18 protein-coding genes are annotated in these 23,183 nt (G+C 43.6%); 17 read left to right on the top strand and 1 reads right to left on the bottom strand.

The genetic code is table 11. The features are described from left to right. The first annotated feature begins 51 nt into the window (after positions 1-51). The 4 genes from BM100_RS02060 to BM100_RS22900 all read left to right on the top strand — a co-directional run bounded on the left by BM100_RS02060 (position 52) and on the right by BM100_RS22900 (position 5,719). Entirely contained in the window at positions 52-1,581 is a 1,530-nt protein-coding gene (locus BM100_RS02060; RefSeq protein ID WP_092507467.1) for a hypothetical protein, read from the top strand. Between the two features lie 953 nt (positions 1,582-2,534). After that, entirely contained in the window at positions 2,535-2,876 is a 342-nt protein-coding gene (locus tag BM100_RS02055; protein WP_092507465.1) for a hypothetical protein, read from the top strand. A gap of 394 nt (positions 2,877-3,270) precedes the next feature. Further along, complete coding sequence (locus BM100_RS02050; RefSeq protein ID WP_092507463.1) at positions 3,271-3,996, top strand: GNAT family N-acetyltransferase; 726 nt, start codon at positions 3,271-3,273, stop codon at positions 3,994-3,996. A gap of 1,546 nt (positions 3,997-5,542) precedes the next feature. Continuing rightward, positions 5,543-5,719, top strand: coding sequence for a hypothetical protein (locus BM100_RS22900; RefSeq protein WP_169924647.1), 177 nt, complete (start codon positions 5,543-5,545; stop codon positions 5,717-5,719). Between the two features lie 112 nt (positions 5,720-5,831). Here BM100_RS22900 and BM100_RS02045 read toward each other — a convergent pair whose 3' ends face one another. Next, positions 5,832-7,046: a pyridoxal phosphate-dependent aminotransferase gene (locus BM100_RS02045; protein ID WP_092507461.1), complete on the bottom strand. Its 1,215-nt coding sequence runs from the start codon at positions 7,044-7,046 to the stop codon at positions 5,832-5,834. A 795-nt stretch (positions 7,047-7,841) separates the two neighbouring features. On the opposite strand from BM100_RS02045, the gene hexA reads away from it, so the two are divergent. The 13 genes from hexA to nuoM all read left to right on the top strand — a co-directional run bounded on the left by hexA (position 7,842) and on the right by nuoM (position 23,180). Further along, a complete protein-coding gene (gene hexA / locus BM100_RS02040) occupies positions 7,842-8,843 on the top strand; it encodes a transcriptional regulator HexA (protein ID WP_092507459.1) in 1,002 nt (333 codons plus the stop codon). A 709-nt stretch (positions 8,844-9,552) separates the two neighbouring features. Next, entirely contained in the window at positions 9,553-10,002 is a 450-nt protein-coding gene (locus tag BM100_RS02035) for an NADH-quinone oxidoreductase subunit A (RefSeq protein WP_092507457.1), read from the top strand. A gap of 15 nt (positions 10,003-10,017) precedes the next feature. Further along, complete coding sequence (locus tag BM100_RS02030) at positions 10,018-10,692, top strand: NuoB/complex I 20 kDa subunit family protein (protein WP_010846751.1); 675 nt, start codon at positions 10,018-10,020, stop codon at positions 10,690-10,692. A 201-nt stretch (positions 10,693-10,893) separates the two neighbouring features. Continuing rightward, positions 10,894-12,693, top strand: a complete 1,800-nt coding sequence (gene nuoC / locus BM100_RS02025) for an NADH-quinone oxidoreductase subunit C/D (protein ID WP_175494898.1) — start codon at positions 10,894-10,896, stop codon at positions 12,691-12,693. A 2-nt stretch (positions 12,694-12,695) separates the two neighbouring features. Further along, positions 12,696-13,241, top strand: coding sequence for an NADH-quinone oxidoreductase subunit NuoE (gene nuoE, locus BM100_RS02020; RefSeq protein ID WP_092507453.1), 546 nt, complete (start codon positions 12,696-12,698; stop codon positions 13,239-13,241). Beyond that, positions 13,238-14,602, top strand: coding sequence for an NADH-quinone oxidoreductase subunit NuoF (nuoF, locus tag BM100_RS02015; protein WP_092507451.1), 1,365 nt, complete (start codon positions 13,238-13,240; stop codon positions 14,600-14,602). Before nuoE ends, nuoF begins: the two co-directional genes overlap by 4 nt. A gap of 93 nt (positions 14,603-14,695) precedes the next feature. Continuing rightward, entirely contained in the window at positions 14,696-17,419 is a 2,724-nt protein-coding gene (gene nuoG / locus BM100_RS02010; RefSeq protein WP_092507860.1) for an NADH-quinone oxidoreductase subunit NuoG, read from the top strand. After that, positions 17,419-18,396, top strand: a complete 978-nt coding sequence (nuoH, locus tag BM100_RS02005; protein ID WP_092507449.1) for an NADH-quinone oxidoreductase subunit NuoH — start codon at positions 17,419-17,421, stop codon at positions 18,394-18,396. Before nuoG ends, nuoH begins: the two co-directional genes overlap by 1 nt. Positions 18,397-18,411: 15 nt before the next feature. Beyond that, entirely contained in the window at positions 18,412-18,954 is a 543-nt protein-coding gene (gene nuoI, locus BM100_RS02000; protein WP_038237098.1) for an NADH-quinone oxidoreductase subunit NuoI, read from the top strand. Between the two features lie 12 nt (positions 18,955-18,966). After that, positions 18,967-19,497 carry an NADH-quinone oxidoreductase subunit J gene (gene nuoJ, locus BM100_RS01995; RefSeq protein WP_092507447.1) on the top strand — a complete coding sequence of 177 codons (531 nt, stop codon included), beginning with the start codon at positions 18,967-18,969 and terminating at the stop codon, positions 19,495-19,497. After that, entirely contained in the window at positions 19,494-19,796 is a 303-nt protein-coding gene (gene nuoK, locus BM100_RS01990; RefSeq protein ID WP_092507445.1) for an NADH-quinone oxidoreductase subunit NuoK, read from the top strand. Before nuoJ ends, nuoK begins: the two co-directional genes overlap by 4 nt. After that, positions 19,793-21,640 carry an NADH-quinone oxidoreductase subunit L gene (nuoL, locus tag BM100_RS01985; protein WP_092507443.1) on the top strand — a complete coding sequence of 616 codons (1,848 nt, stop codon included), beginning with the start codon at positions 19,793-19,795 and terminating at the stop codon, positions 21,638-21,640. The genes nuoK and nuoL overlap by 4 nt, the downstream gene beginning before the upstream one ends. Before the next feature lie 19 nt (positions 21,641-21,659). Next, positions 21,660-23,180 carry an NADH-quinone oxidoreductase subunit M gene (nuoM, locus tag BM100_RS01980; protein WP_092507441.1) on the top strand — a complete coding sequence of 507 codons (1,521 nt, stop codon included), beginning with the start codon at positions 21,660-21,662 and terminating at the stop codon, positions 23,178-23,180. The last annotated feature ends 3 nt before the right edge of the window (positions 23,181-23,183 follow it).

Below are 23,183 nucleotides of genomic sequence, written 5' to 3'. Positions count from 1 at the left end.
AATATTTCAGTAAGGTTTTTCCCATCTTACGGGTTATTCCAAGGAAGAGCGATGACTGATATTCAATTTATCGCTCATGACGATTTTATTACATTAGGAGAATTATCATTAATTGCTGAATGCTCACTAGGTACTTTTATTGTTAATGGTCAGGAAACAAACCAAAAAAAATTATTCTGTCAGACAGATGGTACAGGAGAAGCCTCTGTTTCTATTGTAGGCCCGGATGTCGGTGGTGATGGCGAGTTGACGCTCTTTCTGCGGGAGAGTGGTAGGAAAATTGCTGTACAACCCTATCATTTCAAAGCTACGGCATATTATGCGCTTAATTTTAAGGTAATTAGTGACTATGCAATGGCAGAGAGTGGGTTGGGTAATAAAGTTAAAGCTATTCTTACTGGAACAGGCTCGGGGGTAAATCTCTCTGGTCGTAAACTTGACTTAAGTGTTACAGGTTTGGCTTCTTTTGAGAAAGACAGTAAAGTTCAAACTACTTCAATGACTACTGATACAACGGGAAATGTAAGTTTTGAACTTTATGATACAAATAAAAATGGTGAAACTGTAACGTTAACAGGTTTTTTGGAGGACAGTAAAACCGCTCATGCAACCGAACCAATCCATTTTCAGCGTAATTTGGATTGTGATACTACCCCTCCAGTTGATGGAAAATATATTAGAACAGTATTAACTTATTCCATTAATAATCAACAATATCTTTTCCGCCAGAATGAGTGTGACCATTTGGTCACCGTTCATAAACTGGTATCTGGCGGAATGATGACAGATCAGACTTCAACAGGACAGAAATGGACAAATTTTTATGATTTGATATTTCCTTTTCTGCTTGGAGAAGATCAATATATCTTTGGATTAGCAGCAAATTTTGTTAATAAATCAAATAGCAAATATAAATCTTATTGGATAGTTGCAAAAATAGATGAAAAAGGGCACAAAATCATTGTCGATAGAGGTTATTGGGATAGTGCTTATGATGTAGGGTTCGCGTATGCTATTGGTGACAGTCAATTTATTTATCTTCATAGTAAAGACCAAGATGAAAATGGCAAATGCCCTTATGTTATACGAAATATCCTTCCAAATGGGCAAATGGGGAAAATAATAGAAGAAAGTAGTTGGGATAATTTCTACGAAGCTACATTTTTCTTTTCAATGGAAGGGCAAGCATATTTTTATGGGCAATCACGTGTTAATTTTGCTTTTTTTGCTTATGAATTGAATAATGATGGAAAAGTTGGGCCTCAGACAAAATCTGGTAGTTGGGCTGATTATTATGATTCTCAGTTTCCATATGTTATTGATGGTGTCTATTATTACTCTGGTCAACGATTTGATGATAAATTATGGTTTGTTTCCGATATATATGCAGGAGGTTTGCCACAAAGAAGGATCATACATTCAGCCGAGTGGAAGAATATCTATCAATATCAAGTTCCATTTTCTGTTGATGATGGTCAATATTATTTTAGACAAGATCAGACTAAGAACCATTGGCGTATTACTAAACTTCTTCCAGGCCCTAATATGGGCAATGATACAGACTCTAATGACAATCATTAAGTTACATTAGTTTGTTTGTGAATAAGATATTAATATAATTTTTTATAGAAAATACGGTGAGGAAGAGACTGAAATTATCAATAATTTTTGACATATAATCCTCTTACAGGGCTGACTATTCTATCTCTTGGGGTCCTCACCATAGGTACCATAGGTTGTTATAAGAAAAATAACAACAGAAATATATCTATTATTGAAGTGCATTAAGTTTATATTATGAATTTCAATAACAAAGTGCTTCTAAAAAATTCTTCTTATAAAAAAATAAAAAATAAAAAATAATAATATCATACTAATTTAACGTGTTAAAAGACATAAATTAAACTTTCCTCACCTTTCTCAGGGGTGTGCGCTATGGATTTCGAGCTGCGCTTAGGCTATAAAGGCATGGTAAATTCGTTGAGACTGAATTTCTTCAGCTAAAAATTGCCTTCGATGACTGACTCCTGTCTTTCATTAACCGATGGAATATAGATAACCGTAATTCTATAAACACGTTATTCAGAGTGATCGTGATTAATGAATCTCTATTTTTAACGCATCTATAATATAACTTATAGGAGATGAATTTATTATAAGATAACCATCCAGTCATTCATAAAACTATCTTATAAAGGATGCTTTACTGATTGAGTAAACAATAATAAATTTTCAATTGATATTTTAGAAAATTAATTGTAAAAAAGAGAGATTATAATTAAATTATATGGGGATAATACAATGTTTAAGCCAAAATATCTTATGGATCGACAGTGTCCATCTAATTTAATCACGGTAAAAAAAGTTAGTGCAGCAGAGGCAGTTAGTGCAACTAATATTATATTAATTTAAAACATGACAGCAGACTGGGAAAACGTTAATTCTAATGGTCCATTTGATGCCGAGCAAATGAAATGGATGGATAACTATAGAGATTCACATTATTTTTTACGCCTATAAAGAATGAAGCTGAAATGCATGTAACTAATTTAAATGATGATAAATTGTTTTTTATTGCTTATTTTTCTGGTGTTCCTGTTGAGGTGTTACAGTTGAATCTTAGAAATCCATCGGGTTATGTCGCTGCTAATAATACAGATATACCTAAAGTCGAATATTTTGCCACTCATTGTGGTATTAGAAATTGTGGAATTATTTTAATTGAGTATGTGGTGAACGAATCACTAAAATTAGGGAAAGGGGGAAGGTTGAAATGTACTATATTAGAAGCAGTACGTGATATTTATTTAAATATGGGATTCACTGAATTATCTCCTCAATATATGCAACTTGATCCAAATGAAAGTCCTGTATGAAATTTCATCAATGGTCGCTATAAGTATATAGATTGTAAAACTAATTTATTGAATGATAAAGAACAAGTGTTACCCATAAAAGACCAAAGATGAATGGTGCTAAAGCTTTAAAACTTTTTCTATGATTATTTATTTAATTCCTATCAGATAGGAATTCTGCATTAATCATCCATCTCCGTGACATAGCTAACCGTAATTTTATAAAGTTCCTGATATAAGTAAATATTTACTTACAACAATTATTTTATATAATTCAAAATGTTATATGATAGCAATTCAGTTAATAATGAAATTATCTTATTAATAATTTCATTATGAATTGTTAAGAAATCTAAATTGGTCTTTTTAATCTAGTCATAAGGCATCAGTAATTCTAATCATATGGGACAGTACAATGTTCAGATCAAAATCTTTTAATAATCGACATGTTTCGCCTAATTTATTAACCCGTTCTAAATCCATTTCGGATATTTATGTAACTGCTCTCGATGCTAGGGCATTGATCACAGTAAAAAAAGTGGGTGCAGTAGAAGCTGTTAATTTAATCAATAGAATATTAACTAAAAATATGACAGAAAAAGATTGGGGGAGAGATAATTTTCATGATCCATCTGATATTGAATCAAATAAATTTTTGAGTCGGTATGAAGATGCAAGATTTATGTTCGAACAAATTAAAGACATCATTACAATGAATATGAGAATAGGTAAATCAAACGATAATAAATGTTTCTTTATCGCATTCTATTCTGGTGTTCCTATTGGGGCATTGCAGTTGAGACTTGAAGATATATACGCCTCTGAATCTTCTTTTTCTAATAACTCTATCTCGGATTTACCTGAAGTAGAACTGTTGGCTACTCATTGTGGTATTAATAATGCAGGCGTTATTCTAGTAGAACATGCGGTAAATGAATCACAAAAATCAGGGAAAGAAGGGAAACTGAAGTGTTTTATATATGACGCGGCATATGAAGCTTATTCTAATATGGGATTTTATGAAATCACAAATGAAAAAAATAAAAAAGGTAAAAGATGTAAAAAATGTATGTATCTTGATCCGAGCAAAAGTTCTCTGTGGCATTTCATAAATGGCCATTATAAATATAAAGGATTTTAAACTAACTCATTCAGTCATAATCTAAATGTATTGTTCATAACTTATGGGAGATAAGCAGAATTAGATTTTTTTACTTTAACCAAGTTTTTGGCGCTATGATTAATTATTTTTTTTGCATTAATTATTCTTATGAAAATATTTTATGAGGTTTAAATGAGAATATATTGGATTCAATGTTGTTTTGTTTTTTGTTGGATTTAGTAAGTCAAGGTTGAAAGATATGAATTGCAATCTTGGTTTTAATCGATTGTTTGCCATCGAAAGATGGCGATTTTTTAATCCATATTGGAAAGGTAACAATCATCTATAAGTAGCAGTATCAGTTGTGGCTGTATTGTTAAGTAACATAGGTGAACTATCATAGGTTTTTTTGTTCTAAGCGGAGCAGGTGCCCCCGTTATGATTAGTTAATCTGTTTTAAGAGAGTGATTAATTTTCTAATTACTGCATTTGATTTATTCAAAGATAGTCTTCTTTGCGTTGTCAATGGTTTTCGGGCACATACATCAAAACTTGGATCATAAAACATGGTTCTCGATATGTATGGATAGAACTCTTTCCGCAACTCGCCATAAAATAGCAGGTGAACAATTTTCGATGAGAGAAAAAAGCAGTATGCTTAGAGTAACTCAGGTTATCACTATATAAGATGTCGTCATAAAGTGTTGCCGTAGAAATTCAGGCAATGGGCTTATAATTTTTGCTCAACAAATGTTCTGTCTCGTCGTTGGGATCATTTGATATGCCACTTTTATTGGCAGTGTTTAATGCCATAGTATTTGTAGTCTTTTTCCTTTTCTTGGTTTATCTAAGGCAGCATGAAGTTGTTGGGAAAATGAGCTGTTGAGAAAACCAAAATTACACTAACTGAAAGTAATTGCCGCTGTGGTATCAACCTTATGCGTAAAACTGCCAGAATTGTCACAGCGGCATATTACAGAACTTGCTTTTGTTGAACTCATGTTATGCCCTCAATGAGTGTTTATGCACACAACCGTTGTTAATCGATAGAGCCGCCAATCACTCATCCATTACAGGCAGGCGTGATTAAATAATCCTCATGCTTTGGCTGATATTTTCAATCTTATCGGTTTAAGTGGCTGCCAAGGAAAAAAACAATATAGCGATTCACTGGGAGGAAACCTACGATGGTTAAAGTTTCTTCAGACTAAATTCCCGGGATGGTGTAAAAAATAATCCTGAACATTCAACCAATGGATTGATGGTATTTGTTACTTTGCTCATTTGCTTTCTTTTTGTGCATTGGTTGAATTGCCGATCTGTTAGTTAGCGAGATTAGTAAAATCATATAAATAAATAATAAAATAATTCTAATGGTTATGGTGTGCGATTCAAACGATTTACATGACTTAAGTTATATTTTTAAATATATTATTAATATTTTCTTTTTAATTATTAATCTTGAATTCCAATTCAATATCTTTAATAAGTTGTTTATAAATATCTGTGCTCTTTACATTAAAATGTTAATTTTTTATTAAATATGATATTGAAGCCGACCTTTTTGGCATGGAATTAATATGTTGTGCCGTCTAAATTTTTTTCTGAAGATGGAATGATTTTATTTTATAACTGGGCAAAGCAATATATGAATGGAAAGGGAATTTTGGCACATTCCAAGAATGGCTGTCGCGATAAATTATGTACGGAATGGGCGGATAATAAACGCATTAATGATTGGAATAAAGATAAGCAAAAATAACTGTAACAAAAAATAACTATAACCAGAAATAATCTTTTTGTTTTCCATCGGCACCTATCTCATTAAGCTGTTAATTCTTTCTGAGATAGGCGCGGAATGATAAATATTCCCTTTATTGGTGATAGTTACCGATAAATCGGGCAAATTTGTCAATTGCCATCTGCAAGTCAGTGACATGTGGCAATGTAACGATGCGGAAATGATCTGGTTCTGGCCAGTTGAATGCAGTGCCTTGTACCAGAAGGACTTTTTCCTGTAGCAGAAGATCCAGAACCATTTTCTGGTCATCATGAATATTGAAACGTTTAGCATCTATTTTAGGGAACATATATAGTGCTCCCATTGGTTTCACACAAGAAACCCCTGGAATCTGGTTAATGAGTTCCCATGCGCGATTGCGTTGCTCATAAAGCCTGCCTCCCGGGAAAATGAACTCACTGATACTTTGGTAGCCGCCTAATGCCGTTTGAATTGCATGTTGCATTGGCACGTTGGCACACAGACGCATCGAGGCGAGCATTTCCAGTCCTTCGATATAGCCTTTTGCCTGTTTTTTCGGGCCATTCAGTACCATCCAGCCTTGGCGGAAACCTGCAACACGGTAAGTTTTTGATAGTCCATTAAAGGTCACCGTGAAAAGATCAGGGGCCAAAGCGGCAATGGAGTGATGTACGGCATCATCGTAAAGAATCTTGTCGTAAATCTCATCAGCAAAAATAATTAAATTATGCTGGCGAGCGATTTCAACAATTTCAAGTAACAGTTCTTTGCTATATACCGCTCCCGTTGGGTTATTGGGATTAATAATAACGATACCACGGGTACGCGGGGTAATTTTACGGCGAATATCATCTAAATCCGGGAACCAACCCTGTTGCTCATCACAGCGATAATGGACCGCATTTCCGCTGGAAAGTGATACAGCAGCAGTCCAAAGAGGGTAATCAGGTGCTGGGATCAGCATTTCGTCGCCGGTATTCAGCAGGGCTTGCATTGATTGAACAATAAGCTCAGAAACACCGTTACCAATAAATATATCTTCAACGGTAACGTCCAGCATATTTCGTGCTTGATAATGTTGCACAATCGCTTTGCGGGCAGAATACAGCCCTTTTGAATCGGAATAGCCCTGGGCAGTAGGCAGGTTACGGATAACGTCGACTAAAATTTCGTCGGGTGCTTCGAAGCCAAATGGTGCCGGATTGCCAATATTTAATTTCAGAACCTTGGTACCTTCTTCTTCGAGTCTCTTAGCTTCTTTGAGGGTATTCCCCCGGATGTCATAACAGACATTATCTAATTTGCTGGATTTATTAATAGAAAACATAGAGTGTCTTAACCTCGTAGAAAAATGGATGCTACCCGACATAAAAATGTGATGTTCAATGTACTCTTCTCAGTCTGTCTTTTGAAGAGACTTTGATATCTTTGGTTAAATCAGTTGTTTTAAGAATAAATGCATAAGGTTGCTCTCTAAAAACAGAGAGTTTATCAGTTTATTGTTCCATCTGTCTTTGTTTGTTTGGTTTTTTGTTCTTTATAATGACTCGTTTTCAGTTGGCTGGAAGAAGAGGAGGGGACATTTTGATGGAAATATTTTTAAGGATTTGTTCAAGAAACCTCGAATTGTCAATAAAAGTAAGAAGGTTTGTATAATGTATTCTTATAATTTATCGTTATTGACGTAAAGTTAATTTAGGTTTTATCACGTGATACTTTTACAATTTTTTTGAGTTTTTACCCATAACATTTTCAGGCTTATTCAATATGAAGGTTAACTCATTAAAAATACTAATATTATCTTGGTGTTTTAAGCCTTCCTAATTCAGATTATGTTATTCTTTGAAGCAAGTCAGAAAAAAGGTATTAGTACTGGAAATTGGTTATTATGTGATGTAAATAGAGTTTTATCTCTAATTTATTTTTGGATTGCATAAATTTTGTTAAGAAAGGAGAAAATAAAACCCACTATGATCTAAATAGTAAAAAAAATGCAGTAAACCTTTGCCCTATTTTATAGAGTAGAGTAATGTCACAATCGGTATTATTTAATTTGATACTGCTGAAGTAAAAACACCAGGTTAGTTAGTAATTAAAATCAAAAAAAAGTGATGAATAAACAATGATAAATGCAAATCGTCAGATAATAAACCTCGATCTCGATCTGCTAAGAACTTTTGTTGCTGTTGCTGACTTAAATACTTTTGCAGCAGCTGCCGCAGCTGTTTCTAGAACGCAGTCAGCTGTAAGTCAGCAAATGCAGCGATTAGAGCATCTAGTGGGGAGAGAGTTATTTGCTCGCCACGGTCGTAACAAGCTGCTGACCGAGCATGGGCTTCAACTTCTTGGTTACGCACGTCAGATTCTTCGTGCGAATGACGATGCAACAGCATCATTAACCTACAATGATGCAGACGGTGAATTAAGAATAGGTGTGTCAGATGACGCTGTTGATACACTTCTTCCTTTTTTGTTGAACCGTATTGCTTCTGTCTATCCACGTGTTGCTGTTGATGTGCGAATTAAACGCGCTCAGTTTATTGAAAGCATGCTGGATAACCATGAGATTGATTTGGCATTAACCACAGCAAAGATTAACCATCATCCTAAAACAATCCTCCGTGCTTCGCCTGTTTTATGGCATTGTGCACCGGATTTCCAATTACAGGATAATGAACCTGTACCATTGGTTGTGATGGATGAAACCAACCCGTTCCGCCAACTAGCTTTAGATACGCTGGATATGGCAGGTGTTTCATGGCGTATAGCGTATGAAGCTGCATCACTGTCTGCCGTTCGGGCAGCTGTAAATGCAGAAGTGGGCATTACTGCCCGTCCTTTGGAAATGCATAATGCAGACCTGAGAATCTTGGGTGAAAGCGAAGGCTTACCGCGTCTGCCGGAAATTCAATTCTTCTTATATCGTAACAGCAATGAGCAGAATGAATCTGTCCTGACTGTTTTTGATGCAATAGAAAACAAGAAAACACCGTATACCGTAACGACTGTTGAGGCTGATGAGTCTGATGAATCCGTTGAAGAGGATGAATCAATTGAGTCCATTGAATCAACTAAATCAACTGAATCAGTTGATGGAATTTCAGTCGAAAATATAGACGAATAGTATTATGTGTATTACAGGCTAATATTTCCATTTCATTTTGTGGAAATATTAGCCTGTTGTTAATTAGTTATTAATAATCCCTCTAAGTTTTCATTCCTATTTCTGATATTTACAATAAAAAATATCCTCCATTAATTTTTCTTTCTCTATCGAATTTTGGTTAAGGGAATGTTGTTTTCTTAACAAATTTTATATAACTGACTTGCTAAAATAAATTCAACGCTGAAAACCCACTGTTTTGTTGTAATGCGATTGTTCTTTTTAAAAACAATCTATTAAGAATTGAATAAATTGCATTCAAGTGTTGGGCTTTTTTCAATAGAACTGTGCACTTGATCATAAAAATACCCCAAACATCACAGTGGAAAGACAGGTTTTTCCTGCGATAATAGTGTAGTAAAGTCGAGTTATCGGTTAGACTAGTTAGGCTCGGGTATTTTTTTTTCGTATTACTGACACGTTTTAGCGAAATATAAGCACAATCTGTTAATTAATGGTTTTTTGTTTGTAAATAAATATGTGAGCGCTTTGCCGTTAAGGCAAGATATTGTTGAGAGGAATAAAAACCAAGACGATTCAAGCGATAAATTATATTGATTAGCGCAGTTTCAGATTTGGTTGTTATCCCTTCCCATGAATCGATGTGGTCAATACTGCCGGTAAAAAGAGCAGATATCCTGATACCACTTTTGATGAGTAAGCAACGAGTATGTCTACATCCACTGGAATTTTAGCCCATCACTGGGCATTTGCGGTTTTCCTGATAGGTGCCCTTGGCTTGTGTACGCTCATGTTACTGGGCGGATACTTCATGGGGGGCAGGGCGAAAGGCAGAGCAAAACACGTACCTTATGAATCAGGTATCGATTCAGTTGGTAGTGCTCGTCTTCGTCTGTCTGCGAAGTTCTATCTGGTCGCTATGTTCTTTGTCATCTTCGATGTTGAAGCCCTTTACCTGTATGCGTGGGCTGTCTCAATCAAAGAGAGCGGCTGGCTGGGCTTTGCCGAAGCAAGCGTTTTCATTTTGGTGTTATTGACAGGCTTGGTTTATCTGGCGCGCATTGGAGCGTTGGACTGGACTCCGGCACGTTCAAAACGTCATGTCAGTAAACCGAGTGCTGACACTTATATCAATACCAACAACAGTCATATGCAGTAATAGCGAGGCACAAAGATGGATTATACGCTCACCCGCATAGATCCGAACGGTGAGAATGACCGTTATCCCCTGCAAAAACAGGAAATTGTCAGCGATCCCCTGGAGCAGCACGTTCACCGCAGTGTTTATATGGGCAAATTAGAGAATGCCTTGCATGATATGGTGAACTGGGGGAGAAAAAACTCCCTGTGGCCTTATAACTTTGGCCTTTCTTGTTGTTATGTGGAAATGGTGACGTCATTTACCGCTGTTCATGATGTTGCACGTTTTGGTGCAGAAGTATTGAGGGCATCCCCGCGTCAGGCCGATTTCATGGTGATTTCAGGAACCTGCTTCGTCAAAATGGCTCCCGTTATCCAACGCTTGTACGATCAAATGCTGGAACCTAAATGGGTTATTTCGATGGGAGCCTGCGCGAATTCCGGCGGAATGTACGATATTTATTCTGTTGTGCAGGGGGTTGATAAGTTCATCCCTGTAGACGTTTATATTCCTGGCTGTCCTCCCCGTCCAGAAGCCTATATGCAGGCACTTTTGTTGTTGCAAGAATCCATAGGCAAAGAGCGCCGCCCACTGTCATGGGTTGTTGGCGATCAGGGGGTTTACCGCGCAAATATGCAATCAGAAAGAGAACGGAAACGCGGTGAACGTATCGCAGTGAAGAATCTGCGAACTCCAGACGAAATTTAAGGCTTTTACACCCAATGGATTTCAAGATGTAGCATGACGGCAAGGGAGCGAACCCTCCGGAACATAGATAACTGTGTGAGTGGGGCGCGTAAGAGTAGCCAACAAAGCTACGGCTTGAAAGACGAAAGGGATAGCCATATAGCGTAACCAAGAGCAATGTGTTGCGATCACAAAAACCCTGATCAAGCGTTGTGGTGAAGAATGATGACAGATCAGATAGCGCAAGAAAGCGCCCGGCCTGCTTGGGAAACACGGGATCATTTCGATGATCCGGTGGTAAACGAGCTTAATCGTCAATTTGGCCCGGATGCCTTTACTGTTCAGCCCACCCGCACTGGTATGCCAGTTGTTTGGGTGAAGCGGGAACAGTTACTGGAAGTAATAACATTTCTGAAAAAATTACCCAAGCCGTATGTCATGCTGTTTGATTTACATGGTGTTGATGAACGTCAGCGTTCACATCGCCAAGGGCTGCCGGCTGCGGATTTTTCGGTATTTTATCATTTGATTTCCATTGAGCGTAACCGTGACATTATGTTGAAAGTCGCGCTCGCTGAGCAAGACTTGAACATTCCGACCATCACGTCGATTTTCCCGAATGCCAATTGGTATGAGCGTGAAACGTGGGAAATGTTTGGTATTACATTCAATGGGCATCCGAATTTGCGTCGTATATTGATGCCGCCAACATGGGAAGGTCACCCGCTGCGTAAAGAATATTCTGCGCGTGCGACGGAATTCGATCCTTTCATGTTAACCAAGCAGAAAGAAGATCTGGAAATGGAAGCACTGACTTTCAAGCCAGAAGAGTGGGGCATGAAACGCAGTACCGACAATGAAGATTTCATGTTCCTCAACCTTGGGCCGAACCATCCTTCTGCCCACGGTGCGTTTCGCATCATTCTGCAACTTGATGGTGAAGAAATCGTAGATTGTGTCCCTGATATCGGCTATCACCATCGCGGCGCTGAAAAAATGGGTGAGCGCCAGTCATGGCACAGCTATATCCCTTATACCGACCGCATTGAGTATTTGGGCGGATGTGTCAACGAAATGCCGTATGTGCTGGCCGTTGAAAAACTGGCGGGCATTGACGTGCCGGATCGGGTGAAAACTATCCGCGTCATGTTGTCTGAGTTGTTCCGCATCAACAGCCACTTACTTTATATCAGTACATTTATTCAAGACGTTGGTGCAATGACCCCCGTCTTCTTTGCCTTTACTGACCGCCAAAAAGTGTACGATGTCGTTGAAGCCATTACGGGGTTCCGCATGCATCCTGCATGGTTCCGTATCGGTGGGGTTGCCCATGACTTACCTCGCGGTTGGGATAAACTGCTGCGCGACTTGTTGGACTGGCTGCCAAAACGCTTGAATTCTTATGTCAAAGCGGCGCTGAAAAACAGCGTACTGAAAGGGCGTTCTGTTGGTGTAGCGGCTTACAATTCAAAACAGGCTCTCGACTGGGGCGTAACTGGCGCTGGCTTGCGGGCGACGGGAATCAGTTTTGATGTACGTAAATGGCGTCCTTATTCCGGTTATGAGAATTTCGATTTTGAAGTTCCGACAGGCTACAACGGTGATTGCTATGACCGTGTAATGCTGAAAGTGGAAGAAATTCGCCAGAGTATGCGCATCCTTGAGCAGTGCCTCAGAAATATGCCAGAAGGCCCATTCAAGGCTGATCACCCTCTGACTACACCGCCACCAAGAGAGCGTACCTTACAGCATATCGAAACCATGATTAACCACTTCCTGCAAGTGTCATGGGGGCCGGTCATGCCTGCCAATGAATCATTCCAGATGATCGAAGCGACTAAAGGTATCAATAGTTATTACCTGACCAGTGACGGTAGCACAATGAGTTACCGCACCCGTATCCGCACACCAAGTTTTGCTCACTTGCAGCAAATTCCATCGGTGATCCGCGGCAGTCTGGTTTCTGACCTTATCGTATATCTGGGCAGTATCGATTTTGTTATGTCTGATGTGGATCGCTAACGATGCAAAGTGAATTTAACGCAAACAAGCAAGTACGCCTTGATGTGGTTAACGTAACGGACGCTCAGACACCGGATGAGTTTATTCTGAGCGCAGAAGAGCGTGATGCCATTGAGCAAGAAAAACACCATTATGAAGATCCGCGTGCTGCGTCAATTGAAGCCTTGAAGATTGTGCAAAAACAGCGTGGCTGGGTGCCGGATGGCGCCATTTATGCCATTGCTGATGTGCTGGGTATTCCTGCCAGTGATGTGGAAGGTGTGGCGACATTTTATAGCCAGATTTATCGTCAACAAGTAGGGCGCCACATTATTCGTTACTGTGACAGTGTTGTATGTCATATCACGGGCTATCAGGGCGTTCAGGCAGCGATAGAATCGCACTTGAACATTCGTCCGGGGCAGACCACGGCAGATGGTCGTTTCACACTGCTGCCAACCTGCTGTCTGGGTAACTGTGACAAGGGGCCGACCATGATGATTGATGAAGACACCCACAGTTATGTCAAACCCGAAGAAATCGAACGATTACTGGAGCAGTATCCATGACAACGCATTCAGGAGTGAAAGAAATTATCCGCACCGCGGAAGCTCATCCCCTGACATGGCGGTTGCGTGATGACCGACAACCTGTTTGGTTGGATGAATATCGAAGCAAAGAAGGTTACAAGGGAGCCGAAAAAGCACTGAAGGGCATGGCTCCTGATGACATTACTGCTTTGGTGAAAGATGCTGGCTTAAAAGGTCGTGGCGGTGCGGGTTTCTCCACAGGCTTGAAATGGAGCCTGATGCCAAAAGACGAAAGCATGAACATCCGTTATTTGCTGTGCAATGCGGATGAAATGGAACCGGGCACTTACAAAGACCGATTGCTGATGGAGCAACTGCCCCATTTGCTGGTGGAAGGTATGTTAATCAGTGCATTTGCGCTGAAAGCCTACCGTGGCTACATCTTCCTGCGTGGCGAATATGTTGAAGCCGCCGTTCATTTGCGTAAGGCAATTGAAGAAGCCAAAGCTGCTGGATTACTTGGCAAAAATATTTTGGGCAGTGGTTTCGATTTTGAACTGTTTGTTCATACCGGTGCGGGACGTTATATCTGTGGTGAAGAAACTGCGCTGATTAACTCCCTTGAAGGGCGCCGCGCGAATCCACGTTCAAAACCCCCGTTCCCTGCAACTTCAGGCGTTTGGGGTAAGCCAACGTGCGTAAACAACGTTGAAACTCTGTGTAATGTTCCTGCAATTCTCGCACATGGCAAAGAGTGGTACATCGGTTTGAGTGAAGGCAAAAGTAAAGATGCCGGTACCAAATTGATGGGCTTTTCTGGCCGGGTGAAAAATCCGGGGCTTTGGGAATTGCCTTTCGGAACAACCGCCCGTGAAATTCTTGAAGATTACGCAGGTGGCATGCGTGACGGCCTGAAATTTAAGGCATGGCAACCGGGCGGGGCAGGAACCGATTTCCTGACAGAAGCCCATCTCGATTTGCCGATGGATTTCGAGAATATCGCCAAAGCTGGCAGCCGTCTGGGAACCGCACTGGCCATGGCAGTGGATCATGAGATCAACATGGTATCTCTGACCCGCAACCTTGAAGAATTTTTCTCCCGGGAATCTTGTGGATGGTGTACGCCATGCCGCGATGGTTTGCCATGGAGTGTCAAAATCCTCCGAGCCATTGAAGAGGGCAAGGGGCAACCCGGTGATATTGAAACGCTGGAACAACTCTGCCGTTTCCTCGGTCCCGGCAAAACATTTTGCGCCCATGCACCTGGTGCCGTAGAACCTTTGCAAAGTGCCATCAAATACTTCCGTGAAGAATTTGAAGCGGGCATTGTTACAAAAGATTATGGCAATACCAGCCTGATCGCGGGTATTCAACCAAATTTGCTTAAGCAGCGTTGGTAAGGCCGATTTTGCAAGAATAGCTTGTAAAAACAGGCTTAGGGCTGAATTTTGATTAACGCCTGCCACGGCAGGCCATTGGGAAGCATGCTGACTATGGCTACGATACATGTAGACGGCAAAGAATATGATGTAAACGGGGCTGATAACCTGTTGCAAGCCTGCCTCTCATTGGGGCTTGATATACCTTATTTTTGCTGGCATCCAGCGCTGGGAAGCGTTGGCGCTTGCCGCCAGTGCGCGGTGAAGCAATATCAAAACGCGGAAGATACACGCGGTCGTCTGGTGATGTCTTGTATGACACCGGCATCAGATGGCACTTATATTTCTATTGATGATGATGAAGCAAAGCAGTTCCGCGCAAGTGTCGTGGAATGGCTGATGACCAACCACCCCCACGATTGTCCTGTTTGTGAGGAAGGGGGAAACTGTCATTTGCAAGATATGACGGTAATGACGGGCCATTCATTCCGTAGATACCGTTTTACCAAGCGCACCCATAAGAATCAGGATCTGGGGCCATTTATTGCTCATGAGATGAACCGTTGCATCGCCTGCTACCGTTGTGTCCGTTACTACAAAGATTATGCGGACGGTACGGATCTTGGCGTTTATGGTGCTCATGACAACCTCTATTTTGGCCGTCCTGAAAGCGGAACGCTGGAAAGTGAATTCTCCGGTAACTTGGTCGAAATCTGCCCGACAGGGGTATTCACCGATAAAACCCATTCAGAACGCTATAACCGTAAATGGGATATGCAGTTTGCACCCAGCATCTGCCAGCAATGCAGTATTGGTTGCAACACCAGCCCCGGAGAGCGTTATGGTGAATTGCGCCGGATTGAGAACCGTTATAACGGTACTGTCAACCACTACTTTATGTGTGACCGCGGCCGCTTCGGTTACGGTTATGTCAACCGTGATGACCGTCCTCGCCAACCACAGCAATTGCGCGGCGACCAGTGGATTTCACTGAATGCTGACCAAGTGATGCAAGGTGGTGCGGATATCTTGCGTCAGGCGAAAAACGTCATTGGCATTGGTTCACCTAGAGCCAGTATTGAAAGTAACTTTGCTTTGCGTGAATTGGTTGGGGCTGAAAACTTCTACAGCGGCATTTCCGCAGAAGAACAGCACCGCCTTGACATGATGTTGGAAATTCTCCAACAAGGCGGAGTTTATACGCCGTCCCTGCGTGAAATCGAAGATTACGATGCCGTATTGGTCTTGGGTGAAGATTTGACTCAGACTGCGGCTCGCATGGCTCTGTCTGTGCGTCAGGCGGTGAAAGGCAAGGCGCGTGATATGGCTGCGGCCCAGAAAGTGGCAGACTGGCAAATCGCAGCGGTTATGAATATCGGCCAACGCGCCAAGTATCCGTTGTTCCTGACCAGTATTGATGATACCCGCTTGGATGATGTTGCCGCATGGAGTTACCAGGCACCAGTTGATGATCAGGCACGCTTTGGCTTTGCCATTGCCCATGCCCTGAACAGCATTGCGCCTGCCGTCAATGACTTGCCGGATGACCTGAAAAATAAAGTGGAAATTATCGCACAAGCCCTGCGTGATGCGAAAAAACCACTGATAATCAGTGGCAGCAATCCGGGCAGCGATACTTTGATTCAGGCTGCGGCAAATATTGCGTGGGCATTGAAAGACAAAGGTGCGAATGTTGGTCTGACTTATGTTGCCGCGTATGCCAATAGCCTTGGTTTGGCGATGATGGAAGCGCAGCCATTGGATTCGGCTTTGCAGCGTATTGCTAAGGGAGATTCAGATACTGCCATTGTGGTGGAAAACGATCTCTATCGTCATGCGCCAGCGGATAAAATTGACAGTGCGCTGGATAGCCTGAAAAACTTGATCGTTGTTGATCATCAGCGCACCGCCATTATGGATAAAGCGCACTTGATTCTCTCAGCATCCAGTTTTGCTGAAAGTGATGGCACATTGATCAATCAGGAAGGCCGTGCCCAGCGTTATTTCCAAGTTTATGAACCGTCATTCTATGACAAGTCCATCGTCATGCTGGAAAGCTGGCGCTGGATGCATTCTCTCTATACCACTTATACCCAATGCCAGACTGACTGGACGCAACTTGACCATGTCATCGAAGCCTGTGTCAAAGCCATGCCGCAATTCAAAGGCATCGTTAATGCGGCACCCGATGCCACATTCCGTATTCGTGGGCAAAAACTGGCTCGTTCTCCTCATCGTTACAGTGGCCGTACTGCGATGCTGGCGGATGTCAGCGTTCATGAGCAGCGCCAGCCACAAGATATCGACACCCCGTTTGCTTTCTCAATGGAAGGTAACAACAGTCCATTCGCTCCGCGCCAGCAAATTCCGTTTGCATGGGCTCCGGGCTGGAACTCACCACAAGCGTGGAACAAATTCCAGGCGGAAGTGGGCGGCAAACTGCGTTTTGGCGATCCGGGCGTGCGTTTGATTGAAACGGTTGATGGTGGCCTGAACTACTTTGACAGCATTCCGGCTGCCTTTGCCGCACAAGATAACCAATGGTATGTCGCCCCTTATTTCCATCTGTTCGGCAGTGATGAATTGTCACAGCGTTCTGATGTAATTCAGGAGCGTATGACTGAACCCTATGTGATGATCAACCACAAAGATGCGGAACACCTGAATGTGAAGGAAGGTTCGGTTATGGCGTTTGATTGTGAGGGTCAACAGTTGCGTTTAACTGTGCGCCTGAGCCGCAATCTGGTGCAGGGGCAAGTTGGTCTGCCACTCGGAATGCAGGGTATACCTCCGGTTCTGGCAGGCAAATCAGTCAATAACTTACGGGAGGTCGCATAATGAATTGGCTTACTCCCGACGTGATTGAAATCCTGATTGCCGTACTGAAAGCGGTAGCCATTCTGCTGGTTGTGGTCATCTGCGGGGCATTCATGAGTTTCTTTGAACGTCGCATCCTTGGGTTGTTCCAGAACCGTTACGGGCCAAACCGAGTGGGCTGGGGCGGTTCATTGCAGCTCGTCGCAGACATGATCAAAATGTTCTTCAAAGAAGACTGGGCGCCGCGCTTCTCTGATCGGGCCATTTTTACTTTGGCTCCGGTTATTGCGTTCTGTTCATTGCTTTTGGCCTTTGCCATCGTGCCGGTAAGTCCGACATGGATGGTGGCAGACCTGAACATCGGTATCCTGTTCTTCATGATGATGGCGGGTCTGGCGGTGTATGCCGTGTTGTTCGCCGGCTGGGCAAGTAACAACAAATATTCCCTGCTGGGGGCAATGCGTGCATCAGCACAGACTCTGAGCTATGAAGTCTTCCTGGGTCTGTCCATGATGGGCGTTGTGGCACAAGCCGGTTCCTTCAACATGGTTGATATCGTTAATTCGCAGCAACATGTCTGGAATATCATTCCCCAGTTCTTTGGCTTTCTGACCTTTGCGATTGCTGGCGTAGCAGTATGTCACCGCCATCCTTTTGACCAACCGGAAGCAGAGCAGGAATTGGCCGATGGTTATCACGTCGAATATTCCGGCATGAAATTCGGTTTGTTCTTCGTCGGTGAATACATCGCTATCGTGACAGTCTCCGCTTTAATCGTCACATTATTTTTCGGTGGCTGGAATGGGCCTCTCTTGCCGCCATTCATCTGGTTTGCGCTGAAAACGGCATTTTTCATGATGATGTTTATCTTGATCCGTGCTTCATTACCGCGCCCGCGTTATGACCAAGTGATGGCCTTTGGCTGGAAAGTCTGTCTGCCGTTAACGTTACTCAATATGCTGGCAACTGCCGCAGTGATTTTATACAACGCTCAATAAAGGGGTGATTGAACCATGACATTGAAAGAGTTAGTGGTCGGTTTCGCCACCCAGGTACGCAGTATTTGGATGATAGGGCTTCATGCCTTCCATAAACGCGAAACACAGATGTATCCGGAAGAACCAGTCTATCTGCCGCCCCGTTACCGTGGGCGCATCGTTCTGACGCGTGATCCTGACGGTGAAGAGCGTTGTGTTGCCTGTAACCTGTGTGCAGCAGTGTGCCCAGTGGGATGTATCTCACTGCAAAAAGCCGAGCATAAAGATGGTCGCTGGTATCCGGAATTTTTCCGCGTCAACTTCTCGCGTTGCATTTTCTGCGGCTTGTGTGAAGAGGCATGTCCAACGACGGCTATTCAATTGACGCCAGACTTCGAACTAGGTGAATTCAAGCGTCAAGATCTCGTGTACGAGAAAGAAGATCTGCTGATTTCCGGGCCAGGGAAATATCCTGACTATAACTTTTACCGTAAGACGGGCATGGCAATTGACGGCAAAGATAAGGGCGAAGCCGAGAATGAAGCCAAGCCTATCGACGTTAAAAGCCTGTTGCCGTAAGGAGCGATATTCATGGAGCTTACATTTTATGTCGCAGGGCTGGTTGCCATCCTCGCAACACTTAGGGTGATAACCCACACGAATCCGGTGCATGCACTGTTGTACCTGATTACGTCCTTGCTGGCATTATCCATCGTGTTTTTCTCCCTTGGCGCCTATTTTGCCGGTGCGTTGGAAATCATTGTTTATGCCGGGGCGATCATGGTGTTGTTCGTCTTCGTTGTGATGATGCTGAATCTGGGGAAATCGGTCGTTGAGCAAGAACGTGCATGGCTGCAACCCAGAGCTTGGATTGGTCCGTCTATTCTGTCCATTGTGCTGCTGATTGTATTGGTTTACGCCATCAATACACTGTCATCGGTTGGCATCAAAGGGGAAGTGGTCAGCGCCAAAGAAGTCGGTATCAGCTTGTTTGGCCCTTATGTACTGGTCGTCGAACTGGCATCCTTGCTGTTATTGGCGGGAATGGTGGTGGCTTACCATATTGGTCGTGAAAACCGACAGGGCGAAGTCATCAGCAATCGAGCGGAGGATCAACAATGATCGCGTTAAGCCACGGCCTTATTCTGGCGGCTATCCTGTTTACATTGGGCTTTACTTGCCTGATTATCCGCCGCAATTTCCTTTTCATGCTGATCGGGCTGGAAATCATGATCAATGCTGCAGCGCTGGCATTTGTGGTTGCCGGCAGTTACTGGGTCCAACCTGATGGTCAGGTAATGTATATTTTGGCCATTACGCTGGCAGCAGCCGAGGCGAGCATCGGTTTGGCACTGTTACTACAGTTGCACCGTCGCCGCCAAAATCTGAATATTGATACAGTCAGTGAGATGCGCGGATGAACTTACTCTACTTAACAATTCTGCTGCCACTGTTGGGATTTCTGCTATTGGCATTTTCCCGTGGCCGCTGGTCTGAAAATTTGTCAGCCACCATTGGAAGTGGTTCGGTTGGCCTGGCAGCATTAACTACACTTTGGATCGGCATTGATTTTGTTTCCCAAAACGGGGCAGGGGGGCTGGTTTACAGCCAGACGCTGTGGAACTGGATGGATGCAGGCAATTTAAATATTCCTGTCAATCTGGTACTGGACGGTCTGTCAATGACCATGCTGGGTGTTGTGACCGGCATCGGTTTCTTGATCCACGTTTACGCCTCATGGTACATGCGGGGCGAAGAGGGGTACTCCCGTTTCTTCGCCTACACCAACCTGTTTATCGCCAGCATGGTGGTATTGGTACTGGCAGATAACATGCTGCTGATGTACCTCGGTTGGGAAGGCGTTGGCCTGTGCAGTTACCTGTTGATCGGTTTCTACTACCAAAACCCGGCCAATGGCGCGGCGGCAATGAAAGCGTTTATCGTTACCCGTGTGGGGGACGTGTTCCTTGCCATTGGTATGTTTATCCTCTACGACCAGCTAGGCACGCTGAGTTTCCGCGAATTGGCGGTATTGGCGCCACAGCACATGGAAGCAGGTTCAACCGCGATAACTTGGGCAACCCTGATGATTCTGGGTGGTGCCGTGGGTAAATCAGCGCAGTTGCCATTGCAAACATGGCTGGCGGATGCGATGGCAGGCCCGACACCGGTTTCTGCTCTGATCCACGCCGCAACCATGGTAACGGCGGGTGTCTACCTGATTGCCCGCAGTCATGCATTGTTCCTGATGGCGCCAGACATTCTGCACCTAGTGGGAATTATCGGTGCTGTAACCTTATTGCTGGCGGGATTTGCCGCGCTGGTGCAAACCGACATCAAACGCGTGCTAGCCTATTCAACCATGAGCCAAATTGGTTACATGTTTTTGGCACTGGGTGTGCAGGCGTGGGATGCGGCCATTTTCCACCTGATGACCCATGCCTTCTTTAAGGCGCTGTTATTCCTGGCTTCCGGCTCAGTGATCCTGGCTTGCCACCATGAACAAAACATTTTCAAGATGGGCGGGTTGAGCAAGCGTATTCCGTTTGTTTATCTCTGTTTCATTGTGGGTGGTTCAGCACTTTCAGCTCTGCCGTTATTGACCGCCGGTTTCTACAGTAAAGATGAAATCTTGTGGGGCGCACTGGCAAATGGTCATATGAACCTGATGCTGGCAGGATTGGTCGGGGCATTTATGACGTCCCTGTACACCTTCCGCATGATTTTCATTGTGTTCCATGGCGAAGAAAATACCCATGCTCATCCCGTCAAGGGCATTACCCATACCTTGCCATTGTCAGTATTGCTGGTGCTGTCTACCTTCATTGGCGCTACGTTGATTAAGCTTCCGCTGTCAGGTGTTCTGCCGGAAAGCCATTCGGGGCATGATGGCAAAATGGCGCTGGAAATCATTTCTGGTGTGGTTGCCGTTGTCGGTATTTTACTGGCAGCAGCGCTGTATCTTGGTAAACGCAACGTGGTCAATGCTACTGCGAACAGTGCACCAGGTCGCTTCTTCTCGACATGGTGGTTCCATGCATGGGGATTTGATGCGCTGTATGACTGGGTATTCGTGAAACCATTCAAAGGCATTACCCGCTTGTTGCAAAGTGATCCTTTGAACTCACTGATGAACATTCCTGCCATATTGTCACGTTGGGGCAATAAAGGGCTGCGTTGGAGTGAGAACGGACAAGTCCGTTGGTACGCTACCTCTATGGGGTTGGGTGCAGTGCTGGTTTTAGCTCTGCTGCTTTTGGTTTAATTAAGGGACACATTGCGCCATGCTATTACCTTGGCTAATTCTTCTGCCCTTCATCGGAGGCCTGCTGTGCTGGCAGGCTGAGCGCTTAGGCACTCGTATGCCGCGTTGGATAGCGCTTCTCGCGATGGGGCTGACGCTGTTACTCTCTCTGTACCTGTGGATGCAGGGCGGTTATACACTGACCAACCCGCAGGGCATTCCACAGTGGCAATCGGAATTCATTTTGCCGTGGATACCTCGTTTTGGTATCAGCATTCATCTGGCACTGGATGGTCTTTCCTTGCTGATGGTCGTGCTGACGGCATTGCTGGGTTTGATGGCTATCCTCTGTTCGTGGAATGAAAACCAGCCGTACCAAGGGTTTTTCCACCTGAACTTGCTGTGGATACTCGGCGGTGTGATGGGGGTCTTCCTTGCCATCGACCTGTTCTTGTTCTTCTTCTTCTGGGAAGTGATGCTGGTTCCGATGTACTTCCTGATAGCCCTGTGGGGTCACAGAGGCTCAGAAGGTAAAACCCGTATCACGGCAGCAACGAAATTCTTCATCTATACCCAAGCCAGTGGCTTGGTCATGTTGATTGCAATTTTGGCACTGGCATTTGTTCACCACGATGCAACGGGCGTATGGTCATTCAACTATGAAGAATTGTTGAATACACCAATGTCCTATACCGTTCAGTACCTGCTGATGCTGGGCTTCTTCATTGCATTTGCGGTGAAAATGCCGGTTGTTCCTCTGCATGGCTGGTTGCCGGATGCCCATAGTCAGGCACCAACGGCGGGTTCAGTTGACCTCGCGGGGATCTTGTTGAAAACAGCGGCGTACGGCTTGCTCCGTTTCAGCTTGCCGCTCTTTCCGGAAGCCTCTGCGAATTTCGCTCCGATTGCCATGTGGTTGGGCGTGATTGGCATTTTCTATGGTGCGTGGATGGCGTTCAGCCAGACTGACATCAAGCGTCTGATTGCTTACACCAGTGTTTCCCACATGGGCTTTGTTCTTATCGCCATTTATACGGGCAGCCAGCTGGCTTACCAGGGGGCGGTGATCCAAATGATTGCACATGGCCTGTCTGCTGCGGGTCTGTTCATCCTGTGTGGTCAATTATATGAACGCCTGCATACTCGTGATATGCGCCAAATGGGTGGTTTGTGGGGAAGAATTCAACTGCTGCCCGCGATTTCCCTGTTTTTCGCGGTAGCGACATTGGGGATGCCGGGCACCGGTAACTTTGTCGGGGAATTCATGATTTTGTTCGGTAGTTTCAGTAAATTCACCCTGATTACTACTGTATCCGTATTTGGCCTGGTTTTTGCGTCGGTCTATGCACTGTACCTGATGCAGAAGGCTTACTACGGAGCACCAAAAACGGATAAACCATTGCCACAGATGGATGCCCGTGAAATCTCAATTCTGCTGCTGCTGGTCGTCTTGTTGGTGCTTTTGGGGGTTTACCCACAACCAATCCTTGATACCTCAGCCGCCGCGATGAGTAACATCCAGAATTGGTACTCAGCTTCACTTTTAACTACAGGGCTGTAATTC

Source organism: Xenorhabdus mauleonii (assembly GCF_900113945.1).
In the GTDB taxonomy this organism is placed as follows: Bacteria; Pseudomonadota; Gammaproteobacteria; order Enterobacterales; family Enterobacteriaceae; genus Xenorhabdus; species Xenorhabdus mauleonii.
This window is presented reverse-complemented; position numbering and strand designations above follow the sequence as displayed.